This window comes from Acinetobacter sp. WCHA29, from assembly GCF_002165335.1.
Classification (GTDB): Bacteria; Pseudomonadota; Gammaproteobacteria; order Pseudomonadales; family Moraxellaceae; genus Acinetobacter.
In genome coordinates this window covers 47,741-62,421 of the sequence record NZ_NHRQ01000015.1, presented here as the reverse complement: position 1 = coordinate 62,421, position 14,681 = coordinate 47,741, and the positions used below count along the sequence as shown (strand labels likewise).

General features: G+C 37.1%; 13 protein-coding genes and 1 pseudogene. 7 read left to right on the top strand and 7 right to left on the bottom strand.

Translation table 11 applies throughout. The annotated features are described in order from the left end of the window. The 4 genes and pseudogenes from CDG59_RS15110 to CDG59_RS10685 all read right to left on the bottom strand — a co-directional run. Positions 1 to 727: pseudogene (locus tag CDG59_RS15110) on the bottom strand (IS4 family transposase); the annotation flags it as partial. Between the two features lie 120 nt (positions 728 to 847). Continuing rightward, positions 848 to 1,120, bottom strand: coding sequence for a hypothetical protein (locus tag CDG59_RS10695; RefSeq protein ID WP_005159403.1), 273 nt, complete (start codon positions 1,118 to 1,120; stop codon positions 848 to 850). Between the two features lie 14 nt (positions 1,121 to 1,134). After that, a complete protein-coding gene (locus CDG59_RS10690) occupies positions 1,135 to 2,016 on the bottom strand; it encodes a copper resistance D family protein (protein ID WP_087545296.1) in 882 nt (293 codons plus the stop codon). Between the two features lie 69 nt (positions 2,017 to 2,085). After that, positions 2,086 to 2,466 (bottom strand): copper resistance protein CopC, encoded by a 381-nt coding sequence (locus CDG59_RS10685; RefSeq protein ID WP_005198558.1) that lies wholly within the window; start codon positions 2,464 to 2,466, stop codon positions 2,086 to 2,088. 281 nt (positions 2,467 to 2,747) lie between these two features. Between CDG59_RS10685 and CDG59_RS10680 the strand changes: the two genes are divergently transcribed. Continuing rightward, positions 2,748 to 5,111 (top strand): heavy metal translocating P-type ATPase, encoded by a 2,364-nt coding sequence (locus CDG59_RS10680; RefSeq protein WP_005144782.1) that lies wholly within the window; start codon positions 2,748 to 2,750, stop codon positions 5,109 to 5,111. Positions 5,112 to 5,189: 78 nt separating this feature from the next. Here CDG59_RS10680 and CDG59_RS10675 read toward each other — a convergent pair whose 3' ends face one another. After that, the gene (locus CDG59_RS10675) at positions 5,190 to 6,566 is read right to left on the bottom strand and encodes a heavy metal sensor histidine kinase (RefSeq protein WP_004801537.1); all 1,377 of its coding nucleotides are present in this window, start codon (positions 6,564 to 6,566) and stop codon (positions 5,190 to 5,192) included. Next, entirely contained in the window at positions 6,556 to 7,239 is a 684-nt protein-coding gene (locus CDG59_RS10670) for a heavy metal response regulator transcription factor (RefSeq protein WP_004722337.1), read from the bottom strand. Before CDG59_RS10670 ends, CDG59_RS10675 begins: the two co-directional genes overlap by 11 nt. A gap of 150 nt (positions 7,240 to 7,389) precedes the next feature. Here CDG59_RS10670 and CDG59_RS10665 point away from each other — a divergent pair, with 150 nt between their 5' ends. From CDG59_RS10665 to CDG59_RS10655, 3 genes are all read left to right on the top strand, one after another. Then, entirely contained in the window at positions 7,390 to 7,740 is a 351-nt protein-coding gene (locus CDG59_RS10665; protein WP_087545294.1) for a hypothetical protein, read from the top strand. Between the two features lie 89 nt (positions 7,741 to 7,829). Continuing rightward, positions 7,830 to 9,797, top strand: a complete 1,968-nt coding sequence (locus CDG59_RS10660) for a multicopper oxidase domain-containing protein (RefSeq protein WP_062846547.1) — start codon at positions 7,830 to 7,832, stop codon at positions 9,795 to 9,797. After that, the gene (locus CDG59_RS10655) at positions 9,784 to 10,668 is read left to right on the top strand and encodes a copper resistance protein B (protein ID WP_087545292.1); all 885 of its coding nucleotides are present in this window, start codon (positions 9,784 to 9,786) and stop codon (positions 10,666 to 10,668) included. The genes CDG59_RS10660 and CDG59_RS10655 overlap by 14 nt, the downstream gene beginning before the upstream one ends. A gap of 49 nt (positions 10,669 to 10,717) precedes the next feature. Here CDG59_RS10655 and cadR read toward each other — a convergent pair whose 3' ends face one another. After that, positions 10,718 to 11,122: a Cd(II)/Pb(II)-responsive transcriptional regulator gene (gene cadR / locus CDG59_RS10650; RefSeq protein ID WP_004699715.1), complete on the bottom strand. Its 405-nt coding sequence runs from the start codon at positions 11,120 to 11,122 to the stop codon at positions 10,718 to 10,720. A gap of 84 nt (positions 11,123 to 11,206) precedes the next feature. Between cadR and CDG59_RS10645 the strand changes: the two genes are divergently transcribed. Genes CDG59_RS10645 through feoB form a run of 3 tightly spaced genes read left to right on the top strand, consistent with a single transcriptional unit; the run spans position 11,207 to position 14,574 of the window. Beyond that, the gene (locus CDG59_RS10645; protein ID WP_004699717.1) at positions 11,207 to 12,487 is read left to right on the top strand and encodes a cation transporter; all 1,281 of its coding nucleotides are present in this window, start codon (positions 11,207 to 11,209) and stop codon (positions 12,485 to 12,487) included. A gap of 10 nt (positions 12,488 to 12,497) precedes the next feature. Further along, the gene (locus tag CDG59_RS10640) at positions 12,498 to 12,755 is read left to right on the top strand and encodes a FeoA family protein (protein ID WP_004699719.1); all 258 of its coding nucleotides are present in this window, start codon (positions 12,498 to 12,500) and stop codon (positions 12,753 to 12,755) included. After that, positions 12,745 to 14,574, top strand: coding sequence for a ferrous iron transporter B (gene feoB, locus CDG59_RS10635; RefSeq protein WP_004699721.1), 1,830 nt, complete (start codon positions 12,745 to 12,747; stop codon positions 14,572 to 14,574). Before CDG59_RS10640 ends, feoB begins: the two co-directional genes overlap by 11 nt. Positions 14,575 to 14,681 lie beyond the last annotated feature (107 nt).

The window sequence follows — 14,681 nt, the reverse complement described above, 5'->3', positions numbered from 1 at the left end:
TTAAACATAGGAGAAACAACAAGTAAAAGTTCTCCATCTTCTAATCGTAGCGCACTAATATACAGTTTCACTCGACCAACCCAAATACGTCGTTTACGACATTCAGTTTGACCAACTTGAAGATGACGAAATAAATCACTAATTTTATGATTCTTGGCTAAGTGATTGGTCACAATGAAGTTTTTTTAACACGTATACAGAAGTTAATGTCATTTTCAATTCACCATGTAAACCATTTTTCACCGATAAACTCTCTGTCTGCGAACACATTCACAATACGGTCTTTACCAAAAATGGAGATAAAGCGTTGAATCAAAGCAATACGCTCTTTTGTATCTGAATTTCCACGTTTATTGAGCAATGTCCAAACAATAGGTATCGCTATTCCACGATAGACGATGGCTAACATCAAGATATTGATATCTCGTTTTCCCCATTTCCAATTGGTTCTATCTAAAGTCAGTTGCACTTTGTCGAATGAAAACATATTGAAAATCAACTGAGAAATTTGACGATAATCAAAATACTGATCTGCAAAGAAGCGTTGTATACGTCGATAAAATGATTGTGGTGAGCACTTGATGGGTAAGGCTTTAGATGCGGAAGAAAGATTACATGTCTGTTTTACAATTAATGCCAGCATAATCAGTGTAAAACATTTTACATGTGACTTGTTCCACTTTAGATATTTGTTTAAGATGAGATGTAACTCATTGAAATGTGTCATCATATTCGTCGTCAGAAAACAAGTATTATGCCATTATTTCAATGAGTTATCTTCTTTTGTCGTGTACAAAGAAAAAATTTGAACTACTTATTGAATCAATAAACATTACTTAAGTATCGTTTATTTGGAGGGCGGTAGTACGTTAGGCTTTTGTAACATTAATCCATTTATAACTTTTTGTTGTCTACTATCCTCATTACGTAGTTGTTTATCTTTGGAATGATGGTCATCTTTATTCTCATCAACTTTGGTATCGCCATGGTTATGATCAGTAATATTACGTAATTCAGTATCATCTAAGGAGCGAATCGTTTTTGAAGTGCTAGGTTCAGCCCAAGATATTGTATTTAAAAATATGAGAAATAATAAATTGTACTTCATCCATGAAGTCATAGCGTGATCCTTTTTTACTCAATACCGACTACAGTGGTGATATAACCAGTGGCTAAAAGAATTGATAGACCTAATGACATCTCAAATAAAATGGCATAGCCCAATTGTTTCGCAAATTTCGGGTCTTGTAAGCGAGGTGTGAAATACCATTTGTTAAAGGCTGCTAACAATAAAATACTTAGGACAAATAATATTTTAATAATAAATCCATGCCCATAAGGTGTATTGATTAGAGTATTAAAATCTTTAAAGAGTAATAAAGCAATACTAAGACCACAAGCGATGAGTATTCCTATAATAAAGGCTGCTATTTGCCCAAATAGATGCATACGTTCTTTAAGTGGTAAGCCATTAATTTTTTTGCTTGTTTTCCATAATGGATAAAGCGACCCCATCCATAAGGACATTACAAGTACATGTATTGATAACAAAGCTTGAGCGAATAAGGGTAAATTCGTGACGTGTCCGAGTTGTGAAAAACTTAAAACGATTGGTGTGAGCAGTATGGTAAAGATTGCTCCTTCAGTTTTGGAAATATCAATCGTCCCTTTACTAAGTTTGACTATCATAAATATGAGTAAAAGTGCAAAACTGATTGATCGAATGATATAGACATGTCCAGTAGGAGTATTGACTAGTATATTTATATAGTTGCTATCCCACATACCTGAAAGGCCAGTGTTGGCAAAACTTCCTATAAGAATGAAGAAGCCGAGAACACTTGAAAAAAGACCTAATCCTGTACCAATAGTTATGTATTTGAGAATAGTTCCCTTTATTTCAACATAACGTCCAAGTAAGAAATAGCAGAAAGCACCACCTATAATAAATGCAATCCCTAAATATAGAATGACTTTAACCAACCATGTTGCGTATATCCAAGTCTCAGGAATCATATTTTTTATCCCACAGTTATAGCCAACGTGTCAGCAAGCTGCTTGCATGTTGGCTATTTGCATTTATTGTTATTTTACCGATTTAATAGTGAAATTATATTCACCATTCATGTTATGGCCATCGGTACCCATTGTGGTCCAAACCACCGTATATTTTCCTTTTTTTAGTTTTGGAACCGCTACGTCAAATGATTTTTTCATATCATGAGTTATTTGGTAGTTCAAAGGGATATCCTTACGTTGGGCATCAAGTAACTTAACGTTCATTAGCATGACTTCTTCACCAAAATTGAGTGTTATGTTTTTTGGTTGACTTGCTACAGAAGCATTGATCGCAGGAATTGCACTTTCAAGTTTCACGTGTGCAAATGCACTTGAAGCAGTAACAATCAGTGTTGCACCTACGAGAGTGTTACGTAGAGCTGACATTTTATTTTTGAAAATTTTCATTTCTTCATCCTCTTTAAACTAATCTTGGGCTCAGTAATGACCGAATGAAATGCATCAATTGGTTGCTTGGTCATCACCTTTCTCATGCTTATTATTAAAGGATGAGAGAAACATCCCGATGACTTCAAAATTACATTTTTGTCATTTTAAAAATTAAAAAACCACAAGTGGTACACTGGCTTTAAAGAAAACAATGATCACTAAACAAACTAATAAGAGGGAGTCTATTTCCATCTTAATGAAATTATTAATTTAAAAAATTAAATATGAAGGAGGCTTTTATGGACCATCATCATGAAAACAAAGTACTCAATAACAGACTTACTGACCCTGTCTGTGGTATGACAGTTACAGAAGCATCCAAGTTTTATGAAGAAGTTAAAAATAGAACTTTTTACTTTTGTAGTGAGAAATGCCACATAAAGTTTAAAAGTGATCCTCATTTTTATATTACTAAAGTTGAGAATGTAGTTACGTTAAAAGAACCACAAAAGAGGGATGGTGAGGATTCAAATGAAGTTAATCAGCCTGCTCATGTTAATACCTTCACGATATACACTTGTCCAATGCATCCTGAAATTAGACAGAACCATGCGGGAAATTGTCCGATCTGTGGTATGTCGTTAGAGCCTTTACTTCCTGACTTAGATGACGCTGATGAAAACCCAGAACTCAAGAATTTTAAGCATAGATTTTGGTGGACCTTACCGCTAACCATTATTGTAGTTTTCTTAGCAATGTTTGGTCATCAATTGAACTGGTTCGAAATGCAGGTGCAAAGCTGGATGGAACTGGTACTGACTTTACCAATTGTTTTGTGGGCAGGAATGCCATTTTTTGTGAGATGTTGGCAGTCAATCTGGAATCGGAGTCCAAATATGTGGACCTTGATTGGAATAGGTACAGGAGCTGCTTTTATATACAGCCTTGTTGGAACAATAGTACCTCAAGTATTTCCAGACTCATTTGTATCTATGGGGCGTGTTGCTGTGTATTTTGAGGCGACCGCAGCGATTATTTCTCTCACATTGTTAGGTCAAGTGCTAGAGTTAAAAGCACGTTCCCAAACTTCAGCGGCAATTAAATCCCTACTTGGGCTAGCACCTAAAACAGCAAGAAAAATCAGTGTTGATGGTATAGAAGAAGATATTCCACTATCTCATGTACACGTAGGCGATTTATTACGGATACGCCCCGGTGAAAAAGTTCCTGTTGATGGAGTCATTACAGAAGGTTCAAGCTCTGTAGATGAATCGATGTTAACTGGTGAACCTGTGCCAGTTACAAAACGTGTGGGTGATCAAGTCATTGGTGCAACAATGAACATGAATGGTTCATTGGTGATGCGATCAGAAAAAGTTGGATCATCAACCGTACTTTCTCAAATCGTGCAAATGGTTGCTCAGGCTCAACGTTCAAAAGCACCTATGCAGCGGATGGCGGATCATGTTGCAGGACGATTTGTTATGGGGGTTATAGGTATTGCTGTTCTAACTTTTTTGGGGTGGGGGCTATTCGGACCTGAACCTAGTTGGGTTTATGGATTAATCAATGCAGTAGCTGTTTTAATCATCGCATGCCCATGTGCTTTGGGATTAGCTACGCCAATGTCAATTATGGTAGCAACAGGGCGAGGTGCATCAAATGGAGTACTTTTTCGAGACGCTGCCGCAATAGAGAATCTACGTAAAATTGATACATTGATTATTGATAAAACAGGAACTTTGACAGAAGGACAACCATCATTCAATAAAGTAGTAGCCACTTCAGGATATGAAAAGAATGAAGTCCTCCGTTTAGCTGCGAGTTTAGATCAGGGCAGTGAGCATCCTTTAGCAAATGCAATTGTACGTGCCGCCCGTGAGCGAAATCTTACTTTAAGTAAACCTACTTCATTTGAATCAGGTTCAGGTATTGGTGTTAATGGAGAGATAAACGGACAAAAATTAGCGCTAGGCAATACGGCACTGATGAAGCAATTAGGGATATCTGTTAACACTCTTATTCCACAAGCAGAGGTATTAAGAGCTGAAGGTGCCAGTGTTATGTATTTGGCAGCCGATGGAAAACTGCTAGGTCTTCTGGCAGTTTCAGATCCAATCAAAGCAAGCACTCCAGAGGCCCTTTTATCGTTGGAAGACTCAGGTTTAAGAATCATCATGGCAACAGGTGATGGGCTAACTACAGCAAAATCAGTTGGGGCTAAGTTAGGAATTAGTGAGGTTTATGGTGAGGTTAAACCTGCTGATAAATTAGATTTGGTCACAAAATTGCAAAAAGAAGGGAGAATTGTTGCTATGGCTGGTGATGGAATTAATGATGCACCAGCCTTGGCTCAAGCTGATATTGGAATCGCAATGGGCACGGGTACTGATGTAGCAATGAATAGTGCCCAAGTTACATTAGTAAAAGGTGACTTACGTGGTATTGAAATTGCTCGTTCTTTATCAGAGGCAACTGTTAAAAATATGAAACAAAACTTGATGTTTGCTTTCCTCTATAATGGATTAGGTATCCCTTTGGCTGCTGGTGTACTGTATCCATTTACTGGCTGGTTACTCTCGCCTATGATTGCTGCATTAGCAATGAGCCTAAGCTCAGCATCGGTAATTGGTAATGCCTTACGATTACGTCATCAAAAATAATCACGACTTACCACTCATTAGCGTAAGTTAATGAGTGGTAAGCATCATTAGAATGAGTGCTTAATAACCGAGATATCACTAATTTTTAAAGATAATTTTAAAAGAAATATGTCCCTCGTTATAAGTCGCTTGAATGGAAGCTCCATGCACATCAAGAATAGATTTGGTAATTGCTAAACCAAGGCCAGTACCTTCTTCAACTCTCTGTCTAGATACATCTGTTCGATAAAAACGATCGAATAACCGATTAAGTTGTTCTGATGATAGTGGGGAGCTTTCATTTTCAATGATGAATGTTGTTGTATCAAAGTTTTGTTGGCATGTGATTTTGATGACCGAATCTGATTTGCCATATTTAATTGCATTCGATAACAAATTACTTAAAGCGCGGCGTAGCATTAAAGGATCACCTTTTATACTACCTGAACCACTCTGTTCGAGTGACATTCCCTTTTCAGCAGCGATAGCATCATAAAAATCAAATAATGCTGAAACTTCTTTAACTAAATTAACCTGTTGTAGGTTAGGTAAATGTAGACCATGTTCTGCTTTTGCCAAAAATAGCATATCAGAGACCATGCGAGCTAAATGCTCAAACTCTTCTAAATTTGAAAATAGAACTTCCTGATAAGTATTAATATTTCGACTACGAGATAAACATACTTGAGTTTGAGTCATCAAATTGTTAATAGGTGTTCTTATTTCATGAGCAAGATCAGATGAAAAATCTGAAAGTTTTTCTACTGCGGCTTCTAGCCGATCTAACATATCATTAAAAGCGACAGCCAGTGATTTAAGTTCGGTTGGAGTATTTTCGACTTCTAAACGTTCAGAAAGATGTTGGGCTGAGATACCCTCTGCTACTTTTGCCATTTGTTGTACTGGACGTAGCCCTCGCCATGCTGCGAACCACCCTAAGAACATTAAACAAATTGTACCCACAAATCCAATGTATAAAAGTTGACGTCTAAAGTCATTTAAGAAATGTAGATGCTCAGAGGTATCGATTCCAACAATAATCTGAGCTGATATAAACGAGTCATTATGATCAAAAGTCTTTTTATAAATTAAGCCACGATAAGTCTTATTTTTAATTTTCCATTCAAGCCATGGATCTTGTTTTGATTTGTTGAGTGCTTGGGGATGAATTACTGATGGTGCTGAGCTAAAAATAACTTGACCTGTTGGACGTTCAATCTGAACAATCAGATCGTGATGTCCAATTAAGGCATCTTTTAAATATAAATTTAGTTCTTGAGAGTTAGATGGGTTCTGTTCAAGTAGATTCTCTATAAGTTGAATTTTGCCTTCTAATTGAGTTCGGTCTTGAGCTTCAAAATGATGCATTACGAGCTTGTGAATAACCAACCCCATAATCATTAAGATGATAACAGTAGAAAGAGAAAAGATGATTGCTATACGAAAGCTGATTGCATTAAACAATTTACGAGTCATCTTCTACCTCTAAAACATACCCCATTCCACGTATGTTCTGTATCAGCTTTGGGCTAAAATTACTGTCAATTTTACTGCGCAAACGTTTGATAGCGACTTCTACAACGTTGGTATCACTATCAAAATTCATGTCCCATATTTGAGAGGCAATGAGCGTACGAGGTAATATCTCACCACGTCTACGCATAAATAATTCCATCAGCGCGAATTCTTTAGCTGTTAAGTCAATACGTTGCCCAGCGCGAGTGACGCGGCGTTTACGAAGATCAAGTTCAAGATCAGCAATTGTAATAAGGTTACTATCTTCTTTTTGTTGTCCCCGTCGGAGTAAGCTTTTAATTCGTGCTAATAACTCAGCAAAAGCAAAAGGCTTGACTAGATAATCATCAGCACCTAAATCCAAGCCTTTCACACGATCTTCAATTTGATCACGTGCTGAAAGAAAAAGAATAGGCATAGTTTTGCCACTTTTTCGGATATCATAAATGATATCCCAACCATCTAGCTTTGGAAGCATCACATCTAAAATGATGAGGTCATATTCTTCGGAAAGCGCTTGATGTTTACCAGATAATCCATCCGTTACCCAATCCGTTATATACCCAGCTTCAGATAGACCTTGTTTAAGGTAGTCACCGGTTTTTTGTTCATCTTCAACTAGTAAGATTCTCATTGATAAAAATCCCATATCACTCATTAAGAACATAATAACGTTATAAATACGTGATTCGTTGTAGATTACAAAAATGTCATTTTCATGTCACATAGATGTTTAGTGAAGGCCTTTAAGGTATTTACATAAAGTTAATTTTTGGAGCAAAACATGAAAACTCTATTCAGCCGTAGCTTAACCACTCTTATGTGTGTTGGTGCTTTAATTGTAGGAACTCAGTCTTGGGCAGCAGATGTGAAACAAGGAACTACAGTTGTGTCTGAAATTAAAGCCGATTCAAAGACGCAAGAGAAATGTCAAAAACCTTGTAATATGAAGAATGATGATAAAACCCAACAGGATCATAGTCAGCATGAGCATGGTAACATGACGGATATGTCTCAGATGGATCATTCTAAGATGATGAATATGGGGCAATCTAAAATGAGTAATATGGATAATTCCAGTATGATGAACATGGACCACTCAAAGATGAACATGTCAAATACATCAAATAAATAACAAATACGATAAATGAAAGATCGGGGGAAATTAAAGCGAATAATAGGTTTGCTTGATTCTCCCATCCTTATATTAGATAGGTGAAATAAATGTCTACAAAATTAACGCATGTCCTTTTAATAGGAGTCGGTTTATTTTCATCAACTTGGGTTGTGGCAGCAGTTAAAGAATATGATTTAACAATCGCTGAGCAAACGGTGAATATCACAGGTAAGCCTTTAAAACGAATTACGGTTAATGGGAAATTTGTTGCACCTCTTCTTGAGTTTGAGGAAGGTGATGATGCTATTATTCGTGTCCATAACAAGCTAAAAAAACAAGATTCTTCTATTCATTGGCACGGGTTAATTCTACCGGGCATCATGGATGGCGTACCCGGATTTAATCAGTTTGACGGTATTGCCCCTAATAAGACCTACGAATATAAGTTTAAGGTACGCCAAAATGGTACCTATTGGTATCATTCGCATAGTAAAGGTCAAGAACAAGAGGGCTTGTATGGTCCGTTAGTCATTTACCCCAAAAATAGGACACCTTTAACTGTAGCTGAGAAAACAGATAAGGATTATGTCGTATTACTTTCAGATTTTCATGATTCAACTAGTGATAAAATCATGAATAATCTAAAGAAAGAAGCTGACTATTATCAGAACCGTCGTGAAACTGTTTTTGATGTTTTTAAACAAATTAAAAAAGATGGTTTAAAAGCAACATGGCAAGACCGTTCGATGTGGAACCAGATGCGAATGCTCAAGACAGATATGTCTGATGTGACAAAATATACTTTTTTGATGAATGGTAAGACTCCAGAACAAAATTGGACTGGTAATTTTAAGACGGGTGAAAAAGTACGTCTTCGGTTTATTAATGCCTCAGCAATGTCATTCTTTGACGTCAGAATCCCTAACTTGAAAATGACGGTAGTCAGTGCAGATGGGCAACCAGTGAAACCTGTTCCGGTTGATGAATTCAGAATAGGGACGGCTGAAACGTATGATGTTATTGTAGAACCCAAACAATCAAATTATCAAATTGAAGCAGAATCAATTGATAGGAGTGGTTTTTCAGTTGGTTCCTTACATGATGAGAATACTCCTCCAATAAATCAAATCAAAATGCCGAAGTCACGTCCTCGTTCTTTATTAACTATGGAAGATATGGGGATGGGGCATGATATGTCTTCTATGGCGGGCATGAATCACGACATGTCTTCAATGAAAGGCATGGATCATGATATGTCGCCTATGACAGACAGCTCAAAAGATCAGTCAATGTCTGGAATGAACCATGACATGTCTTCAATGAAAGGCATGGATCACGATATGTCGTCTATGACAGACAGCTCAAAAGATCAGTCAATGTCTGGAATGAACCATGACATGTCTTCAATGAAAGGCATGGATCACGATATGTCGTCTATGACAGACAGCTCAAAAGATCAATCTATGTCAGGTATGAACCATGGCATGCAAATGACTACATCTAATGCACCTACACAAGAAAAGAATGGTGATGTTGTATATGGCTGGGCAAATGCTTCAACACCTGTTGGTCAAAAAGCACTTCAATATAGTGACTTACAATCTTTAAAGCCTCAACCAGATACTCGTGCCCCTGAACGTGAAATGGAAATCCGTCTTGGTGGGAACATGGAGCGCTATATTTGGACAATTAATGGTAAGAAGTTTAATGAAACAGAACCATTCAAAGTGAAATACGGGGAACGTATACGCTTGAAATTTGTGAATGACAGTATGATGGCTCACCCAATGCACTTGCACGGTATGTTTATGCAGCTTGAAAATGGTCAAGATCCAAGTAATATGCCAAATAAACACACGATCATTGTGCCACCGGGGAAAACAGTTACAACTTTACTTACTGCTGATGAATTGGGTGAATGGGCTATCCACTGCCATTTGTTATATCACATGGCAGCTGGAATGATGAACAAACTCATTGTGGCAAATGTAGATAGCAATGATGATGATACGAAAAGTATCGTTGCCCAACCTCAAACTAGCCATGAGGGAGTGAATCAACATGCACATCACTAAACAGTTATATTCAAAAACAATTTTATCTGTTGCTTTAATTGGCTTAGCGGGTATGGCATTTGCGAATGATAATTCGACTGAAAATCTAAATAAGAGTACGTCAAGTATGAGTGTGCTTTTACGCGAATCAGGCGGATTAGGCTATGTTGAACGTAATACTGATCAAAAGTCTTCAAACAGCAAAGGGTCTGAAACTTTAGCTTTTAGCCAAAATCATATGAACGAGCATGGTGGGCAAATTTATCAGACAACTAAATTTTCCAATGAGTGGATAGTTGATAAAGATGGAAAGGGCAGCTTAGGTTCGAGTTTCGAGGCATTGATTGGAACAGATGAAAATCGAATGTTTGTTGAAGCTAATATGAATAAAGCGGAGAGTAATGATCCCAAATATGATGTATCAGCTCTTTACAGTAGAAATGTTGCAGCATTTTGGGATGTACAAGCTGGGGTAAGGTATAGTGAGGACAAAAATAACCGTAATAGTAATCGCATTGATGGCGTTATTGGATTATTAGGCCTTGCACCTTATTTCTTTGAGACAAAAGCCTACCTTTATGGTGGTGAAAATAATTTTTGGGGAGCCAGTTTTGAGTTTGATCGAGATCTATTACTCACTCAAAAGCTAATTACTCAGCCATATATTGCAGCAGATATTGTGTTTAATGATAATTCTGATTTTGCTACAAAGTCAGGTTTGTCTGAGTTAAAGACAGGTCTAAAAACTCGTTACGAGATTAATAAGCGTATAAGACCATTTGTTGATGTCGCTTATCAATATGAAAAAGGACAGAAATTAACAACTTTTCAAGAAGCTACAAATTCTGAAAAGGGGTGGTTATACGGGGCAGGTATTGAATTAGTTTTCTAAATATTTTATTAAGAATGAATAATGGTGATATTCCATTATTCATTCTTAATTATTTTAAACTTACGGATAACCCTTCAAGTACTTTACAAGAGTTAATTTCCAAAAAACCAGAGCATTTGCTTCTTAAATCAGAAAGTTGTTGCTTAAGCTGAATCTGTTTTTGGATATTCTGCTCTAATTGATGAATATGTTTATCAACTAAGATGTTAATAGAACTACAGTTTCCACAAGGTTTGTCTTTGTATGCTAATAAAATTTTTATTTCGTCCAAGCTCATATTCAAAGTTCGGCAATTAAGAATAAATAGAAGTCGCTCTAAGTGGTCTTTGTTATAAAGTCGATAATTAGCTTCCGAACGATTAGGGGCTAGTAATAAAGCTTCTTTTTCATAAAACCGTATTGTAACAACAGGGCAACCGGATAGCTGAGATAATTCACCAATTTTTAAGTTCATTTCAAGTCACCTGATCTATTGACTCTATAGTAGCTATAGGGATTTTAATATGCAATACGTGAAGATATGACTATAGGCACATCAATGAGTGGTTGCGGTTGTAATCAAGAAAGTTCTTGTGAAGACACTAAGCAAAAACAAAATGAATCAAAAACAGATTCTTGTAAAATTAAAGATTTAGCTACAGAAGAAAGTGAAAGTTCTTGTTGCGATAATGAGGTACAGCAAGAACCTAACCCTGATGAAAAAGATTCATGCGGTAGTAAGCAGTCGAATTCATGCTGTGGTTCGGATTCGATAACTTCACCTGAAAAGATTAGGGGGAGTGAAGATACAGCGACTTTCATCAGTGACTATAGCATCCCGAAAATGGATTGTTCCGCAGAGGAACAAATGGTTCGGATGACTTTATCTTCATTGGTAGATGTTAAGAGCTTGGTTTTTGATTTGCCGAACCGAAACCTAAAAGTTCTGCATAATGGTGAAAGTAATGAAATCACTGCAAAACTTGAAGCTCTTGGATTTGGGGCAAAATTAAATAAAACTGAAGCTTATGAAAATAAAGAACAAGCACAAGAAGCTAGTACTTTTCTGATTCCGAAGATGGATTGTTCGGCAGAAGAGCAAATGGTAAGAATGGCACTTTCTCCCTTGCATGAAGTTAAAGGTTTATCTTTTGATTTGGCGCAAAGACAGTTAGTTGTTTTCCATACCAATGGGATTAATGAAATTACCACAAAACTTGAAGCCCTAGGTTTTGGTGCAAAGCTCGTGGAAACAGTAAAAGCCACTGGGGAATTGCCTGAAACACCAGATCCGACTAAGCAGGCGAAAGTCCTTAAATTATTACTAGCGATTAATGGTGTTCTTTTTTTTATTGAGTTCATAAGTGGAATTATTGCCGCATCGACGGGGCTCATTGCGGACTCTCTTGATATGTTTGCTGATGCGGCCGTTTACGGTATAGCACTTTACGCGGTAGGGAAAGCGGCTAAATACCAATTAAAAGCAGCTCATTTTGCAGGATGGATTCAACTTTTATTAGCTTTGATCGTTATTATTGATGTTGTCAGACGTTTCATGTTCGGTAGTGAACCAGAGTCAGATTTGATGATCATTATTGGCTTCTTAGCACTTATTGCCAATGTGACGTGCTTGTATCTCATTTCTGGGCATAGAGATGGCGGAGCCCATATGAAAGCGAGTTGGATCTTTTCAGCTAATGACGTAATAGTAAATATGGGGGTTATTTTAGCAGGTGTACTTGTTGCATGGACTGGTTCAGCTTACCCAGATTTGATTATTGGTATTCTTGTTTCACTGTTTGTACTGAATGGCGCTCGAAAAATTTTGGCGTTGAAGTAGGGTGCTGACAATGAATTTATTTCAAGTAAAGCAAGACCAGACTGTAAAAATCATTGATCTTAAAAAGGGTGAACAGTATCAAGATAAAAATGATCCTGTTCTGGAGCGTTTAGAACTGCTGGGCTTTAGAGTAGGTGAATCCTTACAAGTGCTTGCGAAAGGGCTTTTTGGTGGTGATCCTGTGTTGGTTCAAATCGAAACCTCACGTTTCGCCTTAAGAAAAAATGAAGCAGAACGAATTTTTGTAGAGATTACCAATGGACACTAAAAATATTGCACTTGTTGGTAATCCTAATTGCGGTAAAACATCACTTTTTAACACCCTCACAGGGACTCGTCAAAAAGTTGCAAATTATGCTGGGGTAACGGTAGAACGGAAAGAGGGATTTTTTAAACTGCCATCTGGTGATACCGTTCGAGTATTGGATTTGCCTGGGACTTATAGTTTAAAACCGAGCAGTTTAGATGAGGAGGTAACTAGAGCAGTATGCTTTGGTGAATTAAAAGGCGAAGTTATACCTGATATTTTTGTATGTGTTGTCGATGCTACGAATCTTCATCTTCATTTAAGTCTTGTACTTGAAGTCAGGGCTTTAAACAGACCAATGTTACTTGTTCTTAACATGATGGATGAGGTTAGAAAGCGTGGGATTTCAATTGATACAACGAAGCTATCTCAGCTTTTAGGTATTCCTGTTGTTGAGTCAGTAGCTGTAAAAACAAAAGGCATTCAGGGGCTATTGACCCAATTGGATCAAAAGAATTTGTTTGTTGCCCCTTATCATTCTGATCTGAGTCACTTTGACCAAATCAAATATATTACAAAACAAGTCATCTTGAAAAATGATAATGGTGATAAACGAACGGCTTTCTTGGACAAAATATTCTTACATCCAGTTTTTGGATTATTAATATTGACCTTTACCATGTTTGTAATGTTTCAGGCTGTCTTTATTTGGGCTCAACCGTTAATTTCCTTTGTTGAGGATTCGATTTCATGGTTTGGTGGGGCGATAGGACCTCTGATTACTCATCCACTTTTAAGAAGTTTGGTCGTTGATGGTGTAATTGCAGGTGCTGGTAGTGTACTCGCGTACATGCCTCAAATTCTGATCTTATTTTTCTTTATTTTAATTTTAGAAGAATCGGGATACTTACCTAGAGCTGCTTTTTTGTTAGATAAGCTGATGTCTAAAGCTGGTTTAAGTGGGCGTTCATTTATTCCACTACTTTCGAGCTTTGCTTGTGCAATTCCCGGAGTCATGGCGACTAGAAGTATTAGCTCTGAAAGAGATCGTTTAGCAACGATTATGATTGCACCTTTAATGACGTGTTCTGCACGACTACCTGTATATGCTTTGCTGATCGCTGCATTCATTCCAAACAAGTTGGTTTATGGTTGGCTCAGTTTACAAGGTCTAGTTCTGTTCGGGCTTTACATGTCAGGAATCGTATCCGCTTTATTGGTTTCTTTATTCCTGAAATTAGTCAGAAAAGATAAAACTGAAAGTATTTTCATTTTTGAATTACCTACATACCGTATTCCAGATGTTCGAAATGTAGCTTTGGGGCTTTATGATAGAGCAACTATATTCTTAAAAAGAGTTGGTGGAATTATTGTCGCACTTTCTATTTTATTATGGTTCTTGGTAACGTTCCCTTTACCACCTGATAATCCAACAATGCCACCAATCAATTATAGTATTGCTGGACAGTTAGGGCATCTAATCCATCCAATATTTGCTCCGATTGGATTTACTTGGGAAATTTGTATTGCTTTGATTCCTGCAATGGCAGCTCGTGAAGTGATTATTGCTGCGTTAGGGGTGATCTATGCAATGTCTGGTGATGAAGATGCAGTTACCCAGACTTTATTATCTCAAATATCTGGTCCGGATGGATGGGGGCTAGCGACAGGTATGTCATTGTTAGTTTGGTTTATCTTTGCCCCGCATTGTTTAGCAACACTAGCGACCATTCGAAGAGAAACAGGGAGTTGGAAACAACCAGTCGTAATGGCTGTATATCTCTTTTCATTGGCTTATTTATTTTCCTTTATAACTTATCAAGTTATAAGTCGGTTTTAATTTAGAAGGCGGTTGTTGATATAAACCAACAACCGCTGTTTAATGAATTAGTTTAATTAATTATAGGATTGTTATTTACAGGATAATCTGTAAAACTAAAAAGGTTA

Bases quoted from the DNA above. Each gene is read 5' to 3' on its own strand.
- CDG59_RS10695 (WP_005159403.1), bottom strand. From the start codon at position 1,120: ATGACTTCATGGATGAAGTACAATTTATTATTTCTCATATTTTTAAAT.
- CDG59_RS10690 (WP_087545296.1), bottom strand. From the start codon at position 2,016: ATGATTCCTGAGACTTGGATATACGCAACATGGTTGGTTAAAGTCATT.
- CDG59_RS10685 (WP_005198558.1), bottom strand. From the start codon at position 2,466: ATGAAAATTTTCAAAAATAAAATGTCAGCTCTACGTAACACTCTCGTA.
- CDG59_RS10680 (WP_005144782.1), top strand. From the start codon at position 2,748: ATGGACCATCATCATGAAAACAAAGTACTCAATAACAGACTTACTGAC.
- CDG59_RS10675 (WP_004801537.1), bottom strand. From the start codon at position 6,566: ATGACTCGTAAATTGTTTAATGCAATCAGCTTTCGTATAGCAATCATC.
- CDG59_RS10670 (WP_004722337.1), bottom strand. From the start codon at position 7,239: ATGAGAATCTTACTAGTTGAAGATGAACAAAAAACCGGTGACTACCTT.
- CDG59_RS10665 (WP_087545294.1), top strand. From the start codon at position 7,390: ATGAAAACTCTATTCAGCCGTAGCTTAACCACTCTTATGTGTGTTGGT.
- CDG59_RS10660 (WP_062846547.1), top strand. From the start codon at position 7,830: ATGTCTACAAAATTAACGCATGTCCTTTTAATAGGAGTCGGTTTATTT.
- CDG59_RS10655 (WP_087545292.1), top strand. From the start codon at position 9,784: ATGCACATCACTAAACAGTTATATTCAAAAACAATTTTATCTGTTGCT.
- cadR (WP_004699715.1), bottom strand. From the start codon at position 11,122: ATGAACTTAAAAATTGGTGAATTATCTCAGCTATCCGGTTGCCCTGTT.
- CDG59_RS10645 (WP_004699717.1), top strand. From the start codon at position 11,207: ATGAGTGGTTGCGGTTGTAATCAAGAAAGTTCTTGTGAAGACACTAAG.
- CDG59_RS10640 (WP_004699719.1), top strand. From the start codon at position 12,498: ATGAATTTATTTCAAGTAAAGCAAGACCAGACTGTAAAAATCATTGAT.
- feoB (WP_004699721.1), top strand. From the start codon at position 12,745: ATGGACACTAAAAATATTGCACTTGTTGGTAATCCTAATTGCGGTAAA.